Consider the following 17,337-nt stretch of genomic DNA (forward strand, 5'->3'; position numbering starts at 1 on the left):
ACACATTATATGTCTGATGCTGCCAAAATTAAAATTTTGATTGTCTATGAGCGATCGGGAATGGGTCATGAAGTTATGGCTAATATTCTCGCCAAGGAAATCTTACAGGATGGTCATTTTGAAACTATCAGCTACACCATAACTGAATTACTGCAAGACCCTTTAAGCGAACTATTGACAAAAGCCTGGGTTAGTGCGTGGAACTTCTTTATGCGCCATAACTGGATCGAGTTGGCAGATATACTAATTAATTATCTGATGCGCTTGATGTTATTGCCCATTGGTGAAGTTAGCTCAGTTGCAGCCATGCATGAAACTTTAGACCAAATTGCGCCAGATATTCTGATTTGCACTGCGGATACTGCTGGCAAATGCTTGGGTAGTTGGGCTAGAGAAAAGCAAGTTCCCTTTTTTCTCGTAATTACAGATTTGTCTGTTTTTATAGATTTAATTTCCCCAGATGCTACCCATATTTGCTATTTCCCGGAAACTCTGAACGCCGTACAGAGTTTCCCCTTTAAACTTACTTATTGGTCTTATGATTTAACCCATTCCAGCAAATTGTCTGAGCAAATCGGGTTTATTGGTAGATACATTTATGATTTTGTGATTTGCTACCCACAAAATAGAATTTATCGAAATATAGATAGAGATTACAAACCTCAAAATCAAGCTCGTTGCGAGGTAATCGGCCCTCTGCGTGAAGCCAAGCATTTTAAAGTTAGAGAGCGAAAAACATTGCGCGATCGCTTTGAACTATCCTTAAATGATGCTTGTATTTTGATTGTTAGTGGAAGTTTTGGTGGCAACTTTTGTACAACATACCTGAAATATTTAGAAAGTCTATTTTTAGACTCATTAGTTGTAATTGTAGCTTGTGGTCGAGATGATAATCTGCGGATTAAAATCGAGCAGATAGCTGGACAAAAGCAAAATTACAAAGTGCGAACACTAGGTTTTGTAGATAATCTCGATGAATGGATGTCTGCTGTAGATGTTATTCTGGCTCGTCCTTCAGCAGGCATTTTATTGGAAGCAATGCTTGCTCGTACACCATTGCTGCTTCCCAGAAAAGCAGCAGCTAACGATAGAGGAGCTATTAGCTTTGTCGAAAAATATCAATTAGGTGAGTGCTTTAGCGATCGCCAGGATTTGCAAAAGAAACTTAGGCATTTGCTAGACGAAAAAGAACTCTATCAAAATCGGATCGATGCCTTACTCAAAAACTATCCGTCTACCTTTGAAGAACAGAGTGCAAACTTGTGTAGGATATTACTGCGATCGCTTGAGAGTTAAGTAATATTGTGCCCGGTTTCATTTATTGGTAAAATATAACTTTTACTTGGCATCAAGAATGCGCTGTAAAATATCAGGAACTTCAAATACAGCTTGATTTTGAATAGCTGCAAGATTCGCCTTGTAGCGAAGCCAATTTTCAGGTTTTAAGAGTTCTTCAACGGCTGGAACAATCCTGCGAAAGCTTTTGATTGCCATACCAACTTGTTTCTCTAATATCCACTCAGCGTTGTATTTTTCATTGATGAGTGTTGAATAATTGCGTTCGACAATCACAGGCAAATTCATGACCATCGCTTCACTAATACTAATAGAACCAGGTTTGCCAATAAAAAAATCAGCCAAACTCATGAAATATGGCACTTCATCAGTAAAACCTTGTACGTGTTGCCGTAACTGAGTTGGACGTTCTTGCAATGCTTGGACAAGTTTCTGATTGTAACCGCATAAAAAAATTAATTGCAATCGATCGCTAATACAATCTAACGATTGGGCAATGTTGAGCATTGTTGCACAACCTTCTCCCCCAAACAAAACAATTCCTGTTACTCGGTCTGGATCTAATCCTAAACGCTGTCTTTCTATACGGCGTAGGCGTAGCCCGCCGCAGGCATCGCTAGACATAGGTTGATAAAAACTAGGATGTACAATCATTCCTGAAGTTTGCACAATGTATTCTTCTGGTACACCTAAAGAACGCGCTTGCTCAGTGGCGCGATCGGTTCCGCAAATTAAGTAACTTTTAGTTTTAGGTTCTATCCAGAAATGAGGGGGACTATCTGCAAAGTCAGTCATGATTGTAACCATTGGTGTGTTGACTTTAACTCGTTGCAGACTGTCCCAAAGCCCTTGATTACGTAGGGGAACTAAAGAGATAACTAAATCCAGCGATCGCTGCTGATGCCAGTATCGCTTTGCCAATTTAACTCCAATTGGGGAAAACAGGCGAATTAATAGCTTATCCAGTGCCATTGTTATAGGATGCAACCATGTCCAGCCTCTACTAATCATCTGGTTATACAGTCCATTTGGCTCTAAACCAAAGAGCGTTTTAGAAGGGTCTAAGGACTCTAAGAGTTGACCAATATCCGTTACCTGAATTTGCCAGGGTCGTTCTTGTGTTAGTGCGATCGCCTGTAAAGCCCTTAAGGTAGCATGATGACCACCCCCAGCACCTTGGGTCAAAATATGCAGTGAAAAGGTTTTTTCATCACTCATAATTAATCCAAATTTACAAATTTTTAAAAGATGATATTCGGAGTTATTCTGGATGATATCCAGAATTAGGCAGTTATGCTGAAACGCTGTAGGATAAGGGATGAATAAATTATAGAGATTTCTGTGAGCGAAACCGTCTATATTGAAACCAGCATTTTAGGATACTTGACTGCCAGATCGACAGAAAACTTAATTCTGGCAGCAAACATGAAAATCACGCAAGATTGGTGGAATATTCGTCGCAGTTATTTTGTCCTTTATACTTCTGAGATTGTAGAGGATGAAGCGGCTAGGGGAGATGCCGCGATCGCGGATCAAAGACTGAATTTGTTAGAGTCCTTAACGTTTCTCGATCTCACAGAAGAAGCGATAGAGCTTGCACAAGCATTTTTGCAACAAAGCAACCTACCGCCAAAAGCCTCTAATGATGCTTTGCATATCTCATTAGCAACAGTTTACGGTTTGGACTACCTGCTAACATGGAACTGTAAGCATATGGCAAACGCCCAAATCCAGAGAAAGCTATCACAAATTAGCTCTGAACTTGGATATGAATTACCAGTCATTTGTACACCCTATGAGTTAATGGGATACGATTTTATAGGAGAGTGATTCATGTATAAAGACGAAATTCTAGAGGAAATTTACAAGTACAGAGAGGAATACGCTAGCTCCTTAAACTATGATCTGAACGCAATCTTTAACGACCTACGAAAAAAACAGATTGCTCATCGACGTAAAGTTGTAAAACTTCCGATCAAACGACGGTCTAACAACTCACTGCACGCGACGCAAAGTGAGAGCGTGTCTCCTTTAGAGTAAAGTATCTTTGCATGGGTGAGTTCAACCTTCATGCTGCTGCGGATCAGTAAGGTCGCAATTCTGAATAAATAGATGAAAACCAATAAACCCTGAATATTTTATACATATATTGATCTACGAGCAAAATAAAATTAGAGTTCAAATGAGGTTTGTTGCTAATGTCAGAACAGTTAGAGGAATGGGTAGCCCATTTAGAAGCGGAAGTGGCACTGCTTAAAAACAAAGTAGAATCCAATTCATCTTCTATACCCTGGTGGGAGCAAATCGCTGGAAAATTTGCTGACAACTCAGCTTATGATGAGGCAATGCGGTTAGGGCGTGAGTATCGTGACTCTCTGCGCCCAAGTTCTGCATTAAATTAGCTGTAATATTACTAGGAATTACTCATTATTATCGCGTTTATTGATATTGCGCGATCGCCACACAACACGGTCAAAATACCATTGCAGTATGGGAGCCAAAAGGCTGTGAAATTGCAACAGTAAAGACATTTCTATTCCTGGTGTAATTACAAACACTTTTCGTTTCACTCCCAGTAAGATATCAAAGGCGACCTTCTCGGCTGTCAAGATTTGGGTAGATTGGGTAATCAGTTTTGTTTCCATTGGCTTAGTTTTCTTTTCGGCTGCCAATTGAGGCGTATCGGTATCTGGTGGGTAAACAATGGAAATGTGGAGACCTGCGGTTTTGAGTTCGCCCCGCAGCGACTCAGCTAATCCTCGCACAGCAAATTTGCTGGGACTATAGGGGGTATAACCGTATAAACCAATCAATCCGGCTCCCGAAGAAATTACGACAATATGACCTTTTTTCTGCTGGATCATGCTGGGTAAGACAGCCTTGATACAATAAAGAGTTCCAAAGTAATTGATCGCCATTGTTTGTTCAAAAATTGCCACAGGTAGTTCGGCAAAATACCCTGGATGGGCAATCCCAGCCGAGGTAATCAATAAGTCCGGTACACCTAGCTGAATCATGGCAAATGCGATCGCACTTTCCACTTGTTCGCGTTCAGATACATCTGCGGAAATAACTATTATTTGCTGATTGGGATGGGTTTTAAAGGTTTCGAGTTCTGCTTTGGTAGAGTTTAGCTGAGTCTGAGTGCGAGCAATGATGGAGATATTACTACCAGATTGCACCAGAAGTTTAGCGATCGCTTTACCAATACCACTGGAACCACCAGTAATAATTGCGTGTTTATACATCTTCTATGCTATGAGGTACTTGGGTAAATGCGATCGCCAAGGCAGCGATCGTGGTGTTAATCTGTTCTTCTGTGTGAAGACAATTGAGAAAAAATCGCAGACGTGCGGCATGATTGGCAACGGCTGGAGAAATGATTGGTTGAACGTTAATACCTGCTTGGAAGAGAAGATGAGAAAGCTGAATACAGGTTACAGAATTTCCCACCACAATGGGAATGATTGGAGAATTTTGGCTTGTGGCTGTATTCCAACCCTTAGCTTTAGCCTGTTTTAAAAAGTACTGCGATCGCTCCTGTAAGATTTTAACTCGTGTGGGTTCAGCCTTAAGTAAACGCAAGGCTGTTAAGGCAGCGGCAGTATTGGCGGGCGATAATCCCACACTATAAACAAAACCAGAGGCAGTATATTTTAAATAATTCACCAAAGCTTTAGACCCGGCAATATATCCCCCACAACTGGCAAAAGCTTTACTGAGAGTTCCCATCCACAGATCGACATCAGCTGGTTGCACGCCAAATAACTCACTAATACCCCGCCCTTGCTGACCGAGTACGCCAATAGAATGGGCTTCGTCTACCATGAGTAAAGCTTTGTGCCGTTGCTTCAACTCAATAAATCGCGGTAAATCGGGGATATCTCCATCCATACTGTAAATGCCTTCAATCACAATCAGAACTCGCCGAGAATATTGACGTTGGTCTTGCAGCATCTCATCTAAAGCTTGCCAATCATTGTGAGGAAAAGGCACAGTCTTAGCACCGGATAAAGCACAGCCTTGCAAAATACTATTGTGGCTCAGGGTATCGTAAAAGATTAAATCCTGAGAATTAAACAGGTGTCCAATGGTAGTAACATTGGTTGCATGACCGCTAACGCAAACAATGCAGTCTTCTACGCCAAGAAACTCTGCGATTTCTTGTTCTAGTTCTTGATGTAGAAGACGTTCACCTGATGTTAAACGGCTAGCACCAACTGATGTACCATAGCGATCGATCGCATCTTTAGCTGCTGCGGAAACTGCTGGATCTCCTGACAAGCCCAAATAGTTGTAGGTGGAATAATTAATCAGTGTACGTCCCTGAACTTGAGTGCAATCTCTAACTAGGGATTCCTGCATCTGAAAATAAGGATTGGGAATTTCCAGAGTTTGAATGTGGGTTAATCGTTGCTGGAGTTGTGCATATTCTGGAAAGCGCTCAAATTGATAATGTTCAGGTGGAATTTGAGTTAAAGGCTGGTCATTGTGGTGAGCAAGTTCTTGAGTGAGATATTGGGCTAAAGAGGCGATTTCCCCAAATGTTTGCAGTGTAGAAATATTGAGTAAATATCCTGACCAAACCTCCAGGTCTTGAATAAATTTTGCTACTTGCAGAGAATCCAAACCATAGGTTTCAAAAGATTCCTTTTGGTCAATAGATTGCCAAGGAATATTCAATTTTGTCGCTAGCCATTGGGATATCCAATCTTGGATTGACTCTACACTATACTGCTGAGAATACTTGTCTAGGTTAATGGGTTGAGGAATATCTGTCCCTGAGTTTACAGATGACAAACTACCCGCCAAGAAATTTTCACGACAAGCCAAGCGTTGAATCTTGCCACTGGAAGTTTTGGGGAGACTTCCGGGTTTTAGCAGCAAGACTTGATAAACTTGTAAATCGTGTTCCCTTAAAACTTCTTTTCTAATGGCTTTCACAACCTCGTCAACGTTGAGATTCCGCAGATAAGTTCGCTTCACTTCAGAAACAACAATCAGGCAATCGCTTCCATCCATTTCCACAGTAAAGGCTGCACTACTGTGAAAGCCTAACCCTGGATGACTAGTTTCTACTGTTTGTTCAATGTCTTGAGGATAGTGATTTCGTCCTCGAATCACCAACAAATCCTTGAGACGACCTGTAATAAATAACCCAGCTTCATCGTCCCAAAAACCTAAATCTCCAGTTCGCAAAAACGGCCCCTCTCCCGTATCAGCCAGATAAACGCCAAATGTTTTCTGAGTTTCCTCATCTCGATTCCAATATCCCTGTGTCACACTCTCACCAGCAACCCAGATTTCTCCCACTTGTCCTGCTTCACATTTAGTTAACGAAACTGGATTAGCGATCGCTACAGTTTGATTCAACCATAGATGACCGCAATTAACTAATTTCCGATAGAGGCGATCGCCATCGGTTGCAGCGCGGCTAAGTACTTGGTTTTCCTCTAAAGCCTTAGCATCACAAACCTTAATCCTCGGTACTTCTGCCCTCTTGATTCCAGTTACTAGTAGGGTTGTCTCTGCCATTCCATAACAGGTTTGAAAGCTACTGGGGCGAAATCCGTAGGGCGAAAAGAGCTTGGTAAAGGACTCTATAGTTTCGGCTCGAATCGGTTCGGCAGCATTAAGGGCAATTTCCCAACAGCTGAGGTCGAGGTTCTCTAATTGCTCTGGCTTCATATTCTGCACGCAGAGGTCATAAGCAAAGTTAGGCGCTGCACTCAGCGTTGCTTTGTAAGTTGAGATTCCCTTTAGCCAACGCATTGGGTTTTGCAGGAATGCCATTGGCGGCATGAATATTACAGGAAATCCTGCAAATAGAGGTTGAAGTATACCTCCGATTAATCCCATGTCATGGTAGGGCGGTAGCCAAGAGAATCCAATATCGGGGGTTTTTTCAAAGAATTGACCAATAGCGGTGCAGTTGTGGATCAAATTTCCGTGGGAAACCATCACCCCTTTCGGAGTACCAGTTGAACCAGAGGTGTACTGTAATAATGCTAGGCTATTGGGTTCCACGGCTACAGGGGTGAAGTCATCACAAGAAGTTGCTATTCGATCGGTTAAAACCCAATGCAACTGTTTAAATGTCGGTTCGTTTGTTCCATGTTGCTCAATTACTTGGAACATATCTGCGGTGGTTAATAACAAGGTAGCTTGAGCATCTCGAACGATCGCCTGCAATCGAGATAGTTTTTGATTGCGTTTGGGTGGATAGGCAGGAACGGCAATAATTCCTGCATAGAGACAGCCGAAGAAGCCTGTAATAAAGTCTAATCCAGGCGGATAAAGTAGCAAAGCCCTATCTTTTGGTGAAGAGAGGGATTGGAGATGAGCTGCGATCGCCTTTACTTTATTTTCCAACTCCCGGTAGGTTAGACGGTTAGTTTCTATTTCACCATCTTGAAGAAATATGTAAGCTTGCTGATGCGGCTGGTTTTTCCCCCTTTGGCATAGCAAATCTATCAGTGTTCTTTCCTGTGCAAATAAATTAGATTGAGTTTGAAAGCTGATCATTCTGATAATCAATTTAACAACTAGGTGTAAATAAAAAATCAATTATTACACTAATACCATTTCTGTATGAAGCTGGGCTAAATTCTCAACAATGGTAAATTTGCTTTAAGAGTGATGGGCTTAAGATTACAAGTTGAAATAAAAGATAATCAAAAAGAATTAAAAAAAACTGTTAAATACGCTGAAAAAGCAAGCAGCACAAAGCGATTACCAATGTTATACTGGCTAAAAAGTAGTCAGGTAATGCTAGCGTTAGTTTGCCAAAGAAGATAAGAAACTGACAATTCCTGGGAAAACAATAATTAACACCACCAATAGTTGCAACAAAATAAACGGTATTACACCGCGATAAATATCCTTTGTTGCTTACCCATCAATTTCAAATTGACAGACTACTAGCCTTAATTCCAAAAAATCGTCTATGTGGTTTCACTAATGCCAATCTACCAACTCATCTGCTAGAGATTCTAAAGGTTTACTGTTATATAAGCAATGCTTGCTAGAGTCTGGAGTGCATCAATTGTGGGCATCGATGCCGTCAAAGTCGGCGTGGAAGTCGATGTGTCAGGGGGATTACCGGGAATAGTTGTCTTGGGACTGCCAGATTCAGCGATTCAAGAATCAAGAGAAAGAGTCAAAGCAACTTTGAAAAATACTGGCTTTGCCTTTCCGATGCGAAAGATAGTAATTAATTTAACTCCGGCAGATTTACGCAAAGAAGGCCCCTGTTTCGATTTGCCTATTAGTGTGGGAATTTTGGCGGCTTCTGAGCAAGTTAGTGCTGATTTGTTGGGGGATTATCTATTTTTGGGCGAAGTCTCTTTAGATGGCAGTTTACGTCCGGTGGCTGGTGTATTACCGATCGCAGCAGCAGCCCAAAAGATGGGAATTGCAGGTTTAGTTCTCCCTGCTGATAATGCCCAAGAAGCAGCAGTGGTTGAAGATTTGGCTGTTTACGGCTGCAAGCATTTGTCTGAGGTGGTGGATTTTTTAAATAATCCGGGGCGTTACAAACCTGTGCAGATAGATAGTACAACACAGACAACAACACTATCCTACCCTGGCACAGATTTGCATGATGTGAAAGGACAAGCTCATGGGCGTCGTGCTTTAGAAATTGCTGCTGCTGGTGGGCATAATCTCATTTTTGTCGGGCCGCCTGGTAGTGGGAAAACCATGCTGGCAAGGCGCTTACCAGGAATTTTACCACCATTGAGCTTTGCCGAATCTTTAGAAGTGACTCGGATTCATTCGGTGGCTGGTTTATTGAAAAATCGTGGTTCATTGGTACGCGATCGCCCTTTTCGCAGTCCCCACCACTCAGCATCCGGGCCTTCTCTTGTGGGTGGCGGTAGCTTTCCTCGTCCTGGAGAAATATCATTATCTCATAGGGGTGTGCTGTTCCTTGATGAACTCACTGAGTTCAAACGAGATGTGTTGGAATTTCTGCGCCAACCTCTAGAAGATGGCTATGTGACAATTTCCCGCACCAAACTATCGGTAATGTTTCCCGCGCAGTTTACTTTGGTGGCGAGTACTAATCCCTGTCCTTGTGGTTACTATGGCGATACTATTCAACAATGTACTTGTTCTCCCCGACAACGCGAGCAGTATTGGGCAAAACTTTCTGGGCCGCTGATGGATCGAATTGATTTACAAGTTGCAGTGAATCGCTTGAAACCAGAAGAAATTACCCAACAACCGACGGGAGAAACATCAATATCAGTCCGCGAACGAGTGCAACAAGCAAGCGATCGCGCAATTACCCGTTTCCAAGGAGAAGTAAATCTGCGTTGCAATGCCCATTTGCAAAGTCGTCATCTCCAGAAATGGTGCAAGTTAGATGATGCTAGCCGCAATTTATTAGAAGCAGCAATTAGAAAATTAGGTTTATCAGCAAGAGCAAGCGATCGCATTCTTAAAGTAGCACGGACTATTGCAGATTTAGCAGGAGAAGATGAGCTAAAAACTAATCATGTAGCAGAAGCAATTCAGTATCGCACGATAGATAGAATGCAATAAAAGGGAAAAGGGAACGCTAAAACTTCTGTAATTTCAGACAATCCCTCATACCACTCTAGGAAAAATTGCTCATTTTCAACACGGACAAAACCAAATCGATTTTCTGCATCCTCTAGAGTGGTAATCGCTTCTGTAATTGCTGCGGTCTGTGTCATGGCTTCATTAACATCAGCGCATCTTTATTATTGCCAATTGGCGCAGTCGCACTGTCATCTCACTATAAAATTCTAAATTCTTCCCCAAGGATGCTTCACAAACACCCTTGGGAGGATGTCGCAACTCAGGAGATCAGTATCCAATATATCAGGGACTAAGCAACATCCCTTACAAGGAGACTGATTGGATGAATTTGCAAGAAATTTGGAAGTTATTACAAGAGACATTCAAAGAATGGAGTGACGATAAAGCCTCGCGGTTAGCGGCGGCCTTAGCTTATTACACGATTTTTTCCATTGCACCATTGCTAATTATTGTAATTGCGATCGCAGGTGCAGTATTTGGAGAGGAAGCGGCAAGAGGTCAAATTGTCGGACAAATTCAAGGTTTAGTCGGGGTAGATGGCGCAAAGTTTCTCGAAACAGCCATCCAAAATGCTAACCAACCAAAGACAGGAGCGATCGCTTCGATTATTAGTGTCCTAGTTCTACTAGTGGGCGCTACAGGCTTATTTACTGAGTTGCAAGATGCCATGAACACGATTTGGGAAGTGAAACCCAAACCTGGACGTGGCATAAATAATATGATTCGCCTACGCGTTTTGTCCTTTGCAATGGTGATTGGAATTGGCTTTTTACTTTTAGTTTCTCTAGTAATTAGTACGATATTAGCAACCTTAGTAACATACTTTAGTAACTTATTGCCAGGTTTCGATTTCATCTGGCAGATTGCTAATTTAGTCATCTCTTTTGCAATAACTACAGTACTGTTTGGACTAATTTTTAAAGTTCTACCAGATGTCAAAATTGCATGGAGTGATGTTTTAGTTGGAGCTGCTCTCACCTCACTTTTGTTCTCTATTGGAAGATTTTTATTAGGACAATATTTAGGTAATGGCAGTTTTGGATCGGCCTATGGTGCTGCTGGCTCACTGGTGGTGGTTTTAGCTTGGGTTAACTATGCCGCACAAATTCTTTTCTTCGGTGCAGAATTTACTCAAGTTTATTCCCGAAGGCATGGCAGCGGCATAGTTCCAACTAAAAATGCTGTACATATATCTGATAACACAAACTATAATGGCAAGGCTCCAAGAGAACAAGCATCGAGTCAGAAAAAGCTATCTTCTCGCTTTATTAATCGCTTCTTTCAGTATTTTAGAAAGCCTAAACGCTTAAAGCAGAGAAGAAAAAATCAGCGCTTTTAATCCTTGATTACTGGAGATTTATATTTGTAAATCTTATAGATATTGAACTATCTAATATCCAGTTCAGTGAATTAGTTTTTATTGCTACAGTTGATGAGTAGAGTATTCAGCAATTCTGAATTCTAACTCTTTTTTATACTGGATTTTTTCCAGAAGTCTATTGAACAAGGAAGAAAATCAGTGCTAATGGAAAAATGGTTTTTTATCAATTGGCAAGCAATTTTTATTCCTAGCATCAGTATCTTTGAGTTGATTATCCGCGGATCGCTAGTCTACTTAGCGCTGTTCTCAGTGCTACGCCTGCTTCCTAGCCGACAACTAGGAACACTAGGAATTACTGATTTACTCGTAGTTGTACTATTTGCGGAAGCTGCTCAAAATGCTATGGCAAGTAATTACACATCAATTACTGAAGGCGCTATTCTGGTAGGAACAGTGATTTTTTGGAGTTACTTGCTGAACTGGTTGGGTTACAAACTTCCCCAGTTCCAACGTTTCCTGAATCCGCCACCGCTGCTATTGGTAAAAAACGGTCGGATGATTGAGCGCCATCTGCAACGAGAGTTAATTACAGATGATGAGTTGATGAGCAAGTTACGTCAGCAAGGTGTAGAATTTTTAGCTGATGTGAAATTCGCGTATATAGAGGCTGACGGCAGGATTAGTATTATCATGTTAGATTCAAAAACTGGTTCCGTTCCTGAGCAAAAAGTAGCGTTAAAAAGCGATCTACATTAATTAGACATTAATTAGACTGTAAAATATGACGGTTGTATTCTGTGCCGAACTGTGATTGAGCGTTATACTTTGCCCGAAATGGCTAATCTGTGGAGTGAAACCTATAAACTAAAAACTTGGCTGCAAGTCGAAATTGCTGTTTGTGAGGCTCAAGCTGAACTTGGTTACATTCCATCTGAAGCCGTTGAGGAAATTAAGGCTAAGGCAGATTTTGATCCAAAGCGGGTGCTGGAAATTGAGGCTGTAGTCCGCCACGATGTCATTGCTTTTTTGACAAATGTCAATGAATATGTAGGTGATGCCGGACGCTACATTCACCTGGGTTTAACTAGTTCGGATGTTTTGGATACAGCTTTAGCACTGCAATTAGTTGCCAGCCTGGATATTTTATTGCAACGTTTGGAAGATTTGATTCAGGTAATTCGCCAAAAAGCACGGGAACATCGTCATACAGTGATGGCTGGCCGATCGCACGGTATTCATGCTGAACCGATTACTTTTGGTTTTAAACTAGCTGGTTGGTTAGCAGAAGTGTTGCGACACCAAGAACGCCTGAGAATACTCCGCAAAACGATCGCTGTCGGTAAAATTTCTGGTGCAGTCGGAACATACGCGAATATTGAACCGCGCGTAGAAGCGATCGCTTGTCAAAAACTCGGACTCGAACCCGATACAGCCTCAACCCAAGTTATTTCCCGCGATCGCCACGCTGACTACGTGCAACAATTAGCTTTGGTAGCCGCAACCATTGAACGCTTTGCTGTAGAAATTCGCAATCTCCAAAAAACAGACGTTTTAGAAGTTGAAGAATTTTTCGCCAAAGGTCAAAAAGGCTCCTCAGCAATGCCACACAAGCGCAACCCCATCCGTTCGGAACGACTGACGGGAATGGCACGGCTCGTCAGAAGTCATGCTGGTGCGGCTTTAGAAAACGTTGCTTTATGGCATGAGCGAGACATTTCTCACAGTTCTGTAGAACGGGTAATTTTGCCAGATGCTTGTACTTTGACGCACTTTATGTTGTCAGAAATAACCGATTTGGTCAAAAACCTGTTGGTCTATCCTGAGAACATGAAACGGAATCTTAACTGTTATGGCGGCGTTGTGTTCAGCCAAAAAGTGCTACTGGCTTTAATAGATAAGGGAAGCAGCCGAGAAGAGGCTTATGCGATCGTTCAAGAAAGCGCTCACGCCGCTTGGAATCAGCCAGAAGGAAACTTCCAAGACTTGATTAGCAAAGACCCGCGAGTTACCCAAAAATTGTCTCCAGCAGAACTAGAGGTTTGTTTCGACCCCCAGCAACATCTGCGGCATTTAGAAGAAGTTTACCAACGATTAGGGATTTAGGATTAATTTCCTTGTAGTAAGCGTTTAAACGCTTACTACAAACCTGTTAACCCAAAAATACGCAGATATCATCAAAAAAATATACAGCGAATTTCAAGTTAGTGAGGTACCGAAGTCGTAGGGGTGCAAGTCCTTGCGCCCCTACCGCGTGGTCTATTTACCTAAAAATAGCTGTAAGTCTCAAACCAAGGTATAAAGCAATACAGTTTAGTTAAGCAATTTTTTCCTTCTCTTTCTTCTCTCTGCGTCCTCTGCGCCTTGTTAAGATACAGCCCTTACCCCAACTGTTTCCCAGCCTCCAGGCTGGGAAACCATTCTTGGAGGCTTCGCCTCCTCTTTCTTGACAAGAGGCAGAGCCTCTCGGAACTCGTTCCCAACCTCCAGGCTGGGAACGAGGATACAATAAGTCTTTGGGCTTTTCTTAGTGCCATTCCATTCTGACCCTTCGGCAGGCTCAGAGCATCGCTCCTGAATTCTGAATTATGCTGTATAAAGATACCAATAACATTTAATATTGCAATCTGTTTGATGCTCGAATTATTGCCAGCAGTGGGTAGTATACATAACAAATACTTACTTATTTATTAATATTACGAGTGCTTTGATGATTGAAATCCTAGCCACACTTTCTGCATCTGCGGCAGCAGGAATGAGAATAGGCATACCTTTGCTAATTATTGGCTTATTACAGGGTAGCAACTTGTGGTCGCAAGTTCCAATCTTATCTCACATTTCTCCACCAATATTATTATGTTGCCTCACCAGTTGGTCATTAATTGAATTATTAGCCTCAAAAAAGCTCTGGGGGCAAAGATTGCTCCAAGTAGTTCAGTTATTCATGTCTCCCCTTGTGGGTGCAATTATGGGGTTAGGAGTAGCTACAGCAACAGCAACCCCAAACTGGCTGATTGCCATCATTGGAGGTTTATTAGCTTTGGTACTCCAGCTCGTCCAAATTGGTTGGTTCTATCGGTTACGTGGCTTACCGTTGTGGGCAGTCTTTCTTCAAGATACCTTGTGCATTGCTCTAGTACTATTTGCTTTTGATGCTCCCTGGCAAGGAGGAGTAATTGCTTTAATACTGCTTTGGTTTGCAGTTCGTAGTGCAAAGCAGTGGTATGACTGGTATCACAAAAGCAGAAAAGGTCATAGGGCATAGGGCATGACAGACAAGTGAGATGAGGAAGCATGGGAAGTAGGAGAACTAAGGGCAGATTTGCACTAAGCTTTTCGCCTCTGCCCAATTCCCAATACTTCGACTACGCTCAGTACAAGTGCCCAATACCCAATGCCCCATTTCCTTTACTGCAAAAGCCCAATCATGTGCAAGAAGCCGTGACCGGTAATCAGCTCTACGATTAAGGCAATAAAACCCAGCATCGCAATCCGACCATTCCATACTTCAGCACTAGTCGTCAGCCCCCATTCCCAACGCTCTTGAGGGTACATCTTGACCATTTTTTTCATTTGAGCAGCTTGCGAAAGCTTGAAACTGGGGTTTTTCAGCGCATCAATGACTAATTCGGCTAGTGCATTAATAAATACTGGATGGGTATTGGGAGCTGGTACGCGGCGGAAGTTGTGAATTCCAGATTCTTCGGCTACTTCTCGATACTCAATATCAATTTCTTGTAGTGTCTCGATATGCTCTGAGACAAAACTGATTGGCACGACAACCAAATCTTTCACGCCTTGTGCGCCTAGTTCTTTGAGGGCATCTTCAGTATAGGGTTGAAGCCATTCTACTGGGCCGACACGACTTTGGTAAGCTAAGGTGTGGACATTGGGTCGATTGAGAGTCTGCATAATCAACGCAGTACATTCTTCAATTTCCGCCTGGTAAGGGTCGCCTGCTTCTTCAACGTAGCTTTTCGGAACGCCATGAGCGCTGAAGAATATATGAACCTCATCCGGGTTAGGGTACTGCTCAAGTTCCTGGGCTATGAGTTCCGCCATTGCTTGAAGATAGCCTGGTTGTTTATACCAAGAAGGAATGACGGTGTAATCAATCGGTTGAAGTTTTGGATCTTCTTGCCAAAGCTTATCTAAAAGCCGGAAGCTGGAACCACTCGTACTGATAGAAAACTGGGGATATAGTGGTAATATTACCAGGTGTTCTACCCGATCTTGGGTAATTTGTGCGATCGCCTCTTCTGTATAGGGATGCCAATAACGCATTCCCACGTAGATATTAACTTCTTGCCCCAAAGAACCTAACTGTTCTTTTAAAGCTTCCCCTTGGGCTTCTGTAATCCGCCGCAATGGGGAACCACCACCGATTTGCTTATAATTTTCTTGAGATGTTCTGGTTCGCCGCGTGGCAATAAACCAGGCTAGGGGCTTTTGCAACCAGCGAAATGGTAGGCGAATAATTTCCGGATCGGAAAATAGATTGTACAAAAACGGCCCGACATCTTCTAGCTTATCAGGGCCACCGAGATTGAGTAATAAGACGCCTACACGACCCATAGCAGTTACTTTCCCCCAATCTTTTCAGGTTTTTTACTAATGTTAACAATATATCTTTATTAAATATAAAGCTTAATAGCAAGGAAATATGCAATGGCAACAATTTTAAGAGATTGGAGTTACCGTTATCAGTGGTTATATGATGGTATCTCTCGTTTAGCAGCCTTAAGTGTAGGTGGTGAAGCCCGTTTTCGGCAACTTGCTTTGCAAGGCTTAACAATTCACTCAGATTCTCAGGTTTTAGATTTATGTTGTGGCAGTGGTCAAACGACGGAGTTTTTAGTAAAAACTTCACAAAACGTAATAGGATTGGATGCTTCACCTAAGTCTTTGCAACGGGCGCGGCTAAATGTCCCGGAAGCTTCATACATAGAAGCTTTTGCTGAAGAGATGCCATTTGCAGATAATTTGTTTGATGTGGTGCATACGAGCGTTGCATTACACGAGATGCAGCCTCAGCAATTACGAAAAATTATTAATGAAGTTTATCGGGTGCTGAAGCCGGGAGGGGTGTTTACGTTGGTGGATTTTCACGCTCCGACAAATCCGATATTTTGGCCTGGGATATCGGTGTTTTTATTGTTGTTTGAGACGGAAACAGCTTGGGAATTGCTGAAAACTGATTTAGCTGAGTTGTTAGCTAAGACTGGCTTTGAAGTGAGTAAGTCTACTTTATATGCAGGTGGGAGTTTGCAAGTGATACAGGCGAATAAGTGAACAATACTACTTTATTAATGGCAGCTAAGACACTCTGCTATTAATAAAGTATAGGTTGTTTTTATATAGTACTTAAGCAGGTAGGCGGTGAAAAAATGACGCAGGAACTAATAGACCTCAAAAAAAGTATTTTGGAAGGACGTTATGCAGATGCCTTAGCAATTGTAGACGAATTAGAAGGCATGAGTAAACAAGCTATTCTGCGGAATATCCAAGCTTATTTAAGGATTCTGCTGATTCATTTGATTAAGAACCAAGTAGAACAACGATTAACTGGTTCATGGGCAAATTCTATTCGTAATTCAATCCGAGAAATTAAAAGTCTTAATATCAAAGATAATAAAAAATCTTACTATATTAATTTAGGTGAGTGGGAGAGTTTAATAGAAGAGGAAGTGATTGAAGATGCGATCGCTGATGCCAGTGATGAAGTAATGAATGGAGTATATAATCAATTTCAACTGTCTGAAATAGTGGATAGAAACCAAATTATTCAGACTGCGTTGAAGTTTTTGGCGCTAACTTATTCCTATTCAGCTAAGGAGTTACCCACAGTTTTGGCTGAAAATTTAACTCAGTTATCCGGTGGAGAAGATTGGAAAACAGGTAGGCGGTAAAATGTTTGAATCCCTAATAGGGATTTTAATGAATTGGAATGCGACAGCTGCCGGACAAAGCCAGAGAACCAGGATTTTAAGTTTCAATCCCTAATAGGGATTTTGATAAATTGCAATTCCGTTGTATGCACGTATATATAATAAGTTGGTTTCAATCCCTAATAGGGATTTTGATTAATTGCAATGCGGAAGCCTGAAAGCCAAGCTATATTTAGTTTTCAAGGTGCGGTTGCGCGTTTTTAGAGC

16 protein-coding genes are annotated in these 17,337 nt (G+C 41.9%); 11 read left to right on the plus strand and 5 right to left on the minus strand.

Annotated elements, in window-relative coordinates:
- The first annotated feature begins 9 nt into the window (after positions 1-9).
- Positions 10-1,296: a glycosyltransferase gene (locus tag AC1F2U_RS16870; protein ID WP_480262140.1), complete on the plus strand. Its 1,287-nt coding sequence runs from the start codon at positions 10-12 to the stop codon at positions 1,294-1,296.
- Positions 1,297-1,338: 42 nt separating this feature from the next.
- Here AC1F2U_RS16870 and AC1F2U_RS16875 read toward each other — a convergent pair whose 3' ends face one another.
- Positions 1,339-2,514, minus strand: coding sequence for a glycosyltransferase (locus tag AC1F2U_RS16875; protein ID WP_480262141.1), 1,176 nt, complete (start codon positions 2,512-2,514; stop codon positions 1,339-1,341).
- A gap of 123 nt (positions 2,515-2,637) precedes the next feature.
- On the opposite strand from AC1F2U_RS16875, the gene AC1F2U_RS16880 reads away from it, so the two are divergent.
- Positions 2,638-3,126 carry a type II toxin-antitoxin system VapC family toxin gene (locus tag AC1F2U_RS16880; RefSeq protein ID WP_480262142.1) on the plus strand — a complete coding sequence of 163 codons (489 nt, stop codon included), beginning with the start codon at positions 2,638-2,640 and terminating at the stop codon, positions 3,124-3,126.
- Between the two features lie 368 nt (positions 3,127-3,494).
- Complete coding sequence (locus tag AC1F2U_RS16885) at positions 3,495-3,698, plus strand: hypothetical protein (RefSeq protein WP_480262143.1); 204 nt, start codon at positions 3,495-3,497, stop codon at positions 3,696-3,698.
- Between the two features lie 18 nt (positions 3,699-3,716).
- Here AC1F2U_RS16885 and AC1F2U_RS16890 read toward each other — a convergent pair whose 3' ends face one another.
- Complete coding sequence (locus tag AC1F2U_RS16890; RefSeq protein ID WP_480262144.1) at positions 3,717-4,544, minus strand: SDR family oxidoreductase; 828 nt, start codon at positions 4,542-4,544, stop codon at positions 3,717-3,719.
- The gene (locus tag AC1F2U_RS16895) at positions 4,537-7,821 is read right to left on the minus strand and encodes an aminotransferase class I/II-fold pyridoxal phosphate-dependent enzyme (RefSeq protein WP_480262145.1); all 3,285 of its coding nucleotides are present in this window, start codon (positions 7,819-7,821) and stop codon (positions 4,537-4,539) included. Before AC1F2U_RS16895 ends, AC1F2U_RS16890 begins: the two co-directional genes overlap by 8 nt.
- Positions 7,822-7,935: 114 nt before the next feature.
- Here AC1F2U_RS16895 and AC1F2U_RS16900 point away from each other — a divergent pair, with 114 nt between their 5' ends.
- Together AC1F2U_RS16900 and AC1F2U_RS16905 are read left to right on the plus strand one after the other, a co-directional pair.
- Positions 7,936-8,094 carry a hypothetical protein gene (locus AC1F2U_RS16900; RefSeq protein ID WP_480262146.1) on the plus strand — a complete coding sequence of 53 codons (159 nt, stop codon included), beginning with the start codon at positions 7,936-7,938 and terminating at the stop codon, positions 8,092-8,094.
- A 219-nt stretch (positions 8,095-8,313) separates the two neighbouring features.
- Positions 8,314-9,843, plus strand: coding sequence for a YifB family Mg chelatase-like AAA ATPase (locus tag AC1F2U_RS16905; protein WP_480262147.1), 1,530 nt, complete (start codon positions 8,314-8,316; stop codon positions 9,841-9,843).
- Here AC1F2U_RS16905 and AC1F2U_RS16910 read toward each other — a convergent pair.
- Positions 9,813-9,998, minus strand: coding sequence for a hypothetical protein (locus tag AC1F2U_RS16910; protein ID WP_480262148.1), 186 nt, complete (start codon positions 9,996-9,998; stop codon positions 9,813-9,815). The genes AC1F2U_RS16905 and AC1F2U_RS16910 overlap by 31 nt on opposite strands.
- A gap of 188 nt (positions 9,999-10,186) precedes the next feature.
- Here AC1F2U_RS16910 and AC1F2U_RS16915 point away from each other — a divergent pair, with 188 nt between their 5' ends.
- The 4 genes from AC1F2U_RS16915 to AC1F2U_RS16930 all read left to right on the plus strand — a co-directional run bounded on the left by AC1F2U_RS16915 (position 10,187) and on the right by AC1F2U_RS16930 (position 14,447).
- Positions 10,187-11,203 (plus strand): YihY/virulence factor BrkB family protein, encoded by a 1,017-nt coding sequence (locus tag AC1F2U_RS16915; RefSeq protein ID WP_480262149.1) that lies wholly within the window; start codon positions 10,187-10,189, stop codon positions 11,201-11,203.
- A 186-nt stretch (positions 11,204-11,389) separates the two neighbouring features.
- Positions 11,390-11,941 carry a DUF421 domain-containing protein gene (locus tag AC1F2U_RS16920; RefSeq protein ID WP_480262221.1) on the plus strand — a complete coding sequence of 184 codons (552 nt, stop codon included), beginning with the start codon at positions 11,390-11,392 and terminating at the stop codon, positions 11,939-11,941.
- Positions 11,942-11,992: 51 nt separating this feature from the next.
- Entirely contained in the window at positions 11,993-13,288 is a 1,296-nt protein-coding gene (gene purB, locus AC1F2U_RS16925) for an adenylosuccinate lyase (protein ID WP_480262150.1), read from the plus strand.
- A 604-nt stretch (positions 13,289-13,892) separates the two neighbouring features.
- Positions 13,893-14,447: a DUF4126 domain-containing protein gene (locus tag AC1F2U_RS16930; protein WP_480262152.1), complete on the plus strand. Its 555-nt coding sequence runs from the start codon at positions 13,893-13,895 to the stop codon at positions 14,445-14,447.
- 143 nt (positions 14,448-14,590) lie between these two features.
- Here AC1F2U_RS16930 and hemH read toward each other — a convergent pair whose 3' ends face one another.
- The gene (gene hemH / locus AC1F2U_RS16935; RefSeq protein ID WP_480262153.1) at positions 14,591-15,757 is read right to left on the minus strand and encodes a ferrochelatase; all 1,167 of its coding nucleotides are present in this window, start codon (positions 15,755-15,757) and stop codon (positions 14,591-14,593) included.
- Positions 15,758-15,850: 93 nt separating this feature from the next.
- Between hemH and AC1F2U_RS16940 the strand changes: the two genes are divergently transcribed.
- Both AC1F2U_RS16940 and AC1F2U_RS16945 read left to right on the plus strand, forming a co-directional pair.
- Positions 15,851-16,474, plus strand: coding sequence for a class I SAM-dependent methyltransferase (locus AC1F2U_RS16940; RefSeq protein WP_480262155.1), 624 nt, complete (start codon positions 15,851-15,853; stop codon positions 16,472-16,474).
- Positions 16,475-16,569: 95 nt separating this feature from the next.
- Positions 16,570-17,091, plus strand: coding sequence for a DUF29 family protein (locus AC1F2U_RS16945; protein ID WP_480262157.1), 522 nt, complete (start codon positions 16,570-16,572; stop codon positions 17,089-17,091).
- Positions 17,092-17,337 lie beyond the last annotated feature (246 nt).

It is taken from the genome of Nostoc sp. LEGE 12454 (genome assembly GCF_056620565.1).

Coding starts and splice junctions, on each gene's coding strand:
- AC1F2U_RS16870 (WP_480262140.1), top strand. CDS start 10: ATGTCTGATGCTGCCAAAATTAAAATTTTGATTGTCTATGAGCGATCG.
- AC1F2U_RS16875 (WP_480262141.1), bottom strand. CDS start 2,514: ATGAGTGATGAAAAAACCTTTTCACTGCATATTTTGACCCAAGGTGCT.
- AC1F2U_RS16885 (WP_480262143.1), top strand. CDS start 3,495: ATGTCAGAACAGTTAGAGGAATGGGTAGCCCATTTAGAAGCGGAAGTG.
- AC1F2U_RS16890 (WP_480262144.1), bottom strand. CDS start 4,544: ATGTATAAACACGCAATTATTACTGGTGGTTCCAGTGGTATTGGTAAA.
- AC1F2U_RS16895 (WP_480262145.1), bottom strand. CDS start 7,821: ATGATCAGCTTTCAAACTCAATCTAATTTATTTGCACAGGAAAGAACA.
- AC1F2U_RS16900 (WP_480262146.1), top strand. CDS start 7,936: ATGGGCTTAAGATTACAAGTTGAAATAAAAGATAATCAAAAAGAATTA.
- AC1F2U_RS16905 (WP_480262147.1), top strand. CDS start 8,314: ATGCTTGCTAGAGTCTGGAGTGCATCAATTGTGGGCATCGATGCCGTC.
- AC1F2U_RS16910 (WP_480262148.1), bottom strand. CDS start 9,998: ATGACACAGACCGCAGCAATTACAGAAGCGATTACCACTCTAGAGGAT.
- AC1F2U_RS16915 (WP_480262149.1), top strand. CDS start 10,187: ATGAATTTGCAAGAAATTTGGAAGTTATTACAAGAGACATTCAAAGAA.
- AC1F2U_RS16920 (WP_480262221.1), top strand. CDS start 11,390: ATGGAAAAATGGTTTTTTATCAATTGGCAAGCAATTTTTATTCCTAGC.
- AC1F2U_RS16930 (WP_480262152.1), top strand. CDS start 13,893: ATGATTGAAATCCTAGCCACACTTTCTGCATCTGCGGCAGCAGGAATG.
- hemH (WP_480262153.1), bottom strand. CDS start 15,757: ATGGGTCGTGTAGGCGTCTTATTACTCAATCTCGGTGGCCCTGATAAG.
- AC1F2U_RS16940 (WP_480262155.1), top strand. CDS start 15,851: ATGGCAACAATTTTAAGAGATTGGAGTTACCGTTATCAGTGGTTATAT.
- AC1F2U_RS16945 (WP_480262157.1), top strand. CDS start 16,570: ATGACGCAGGAACTAATAGACCTCAAAAAAAGTATTTTGGAAGGACGT.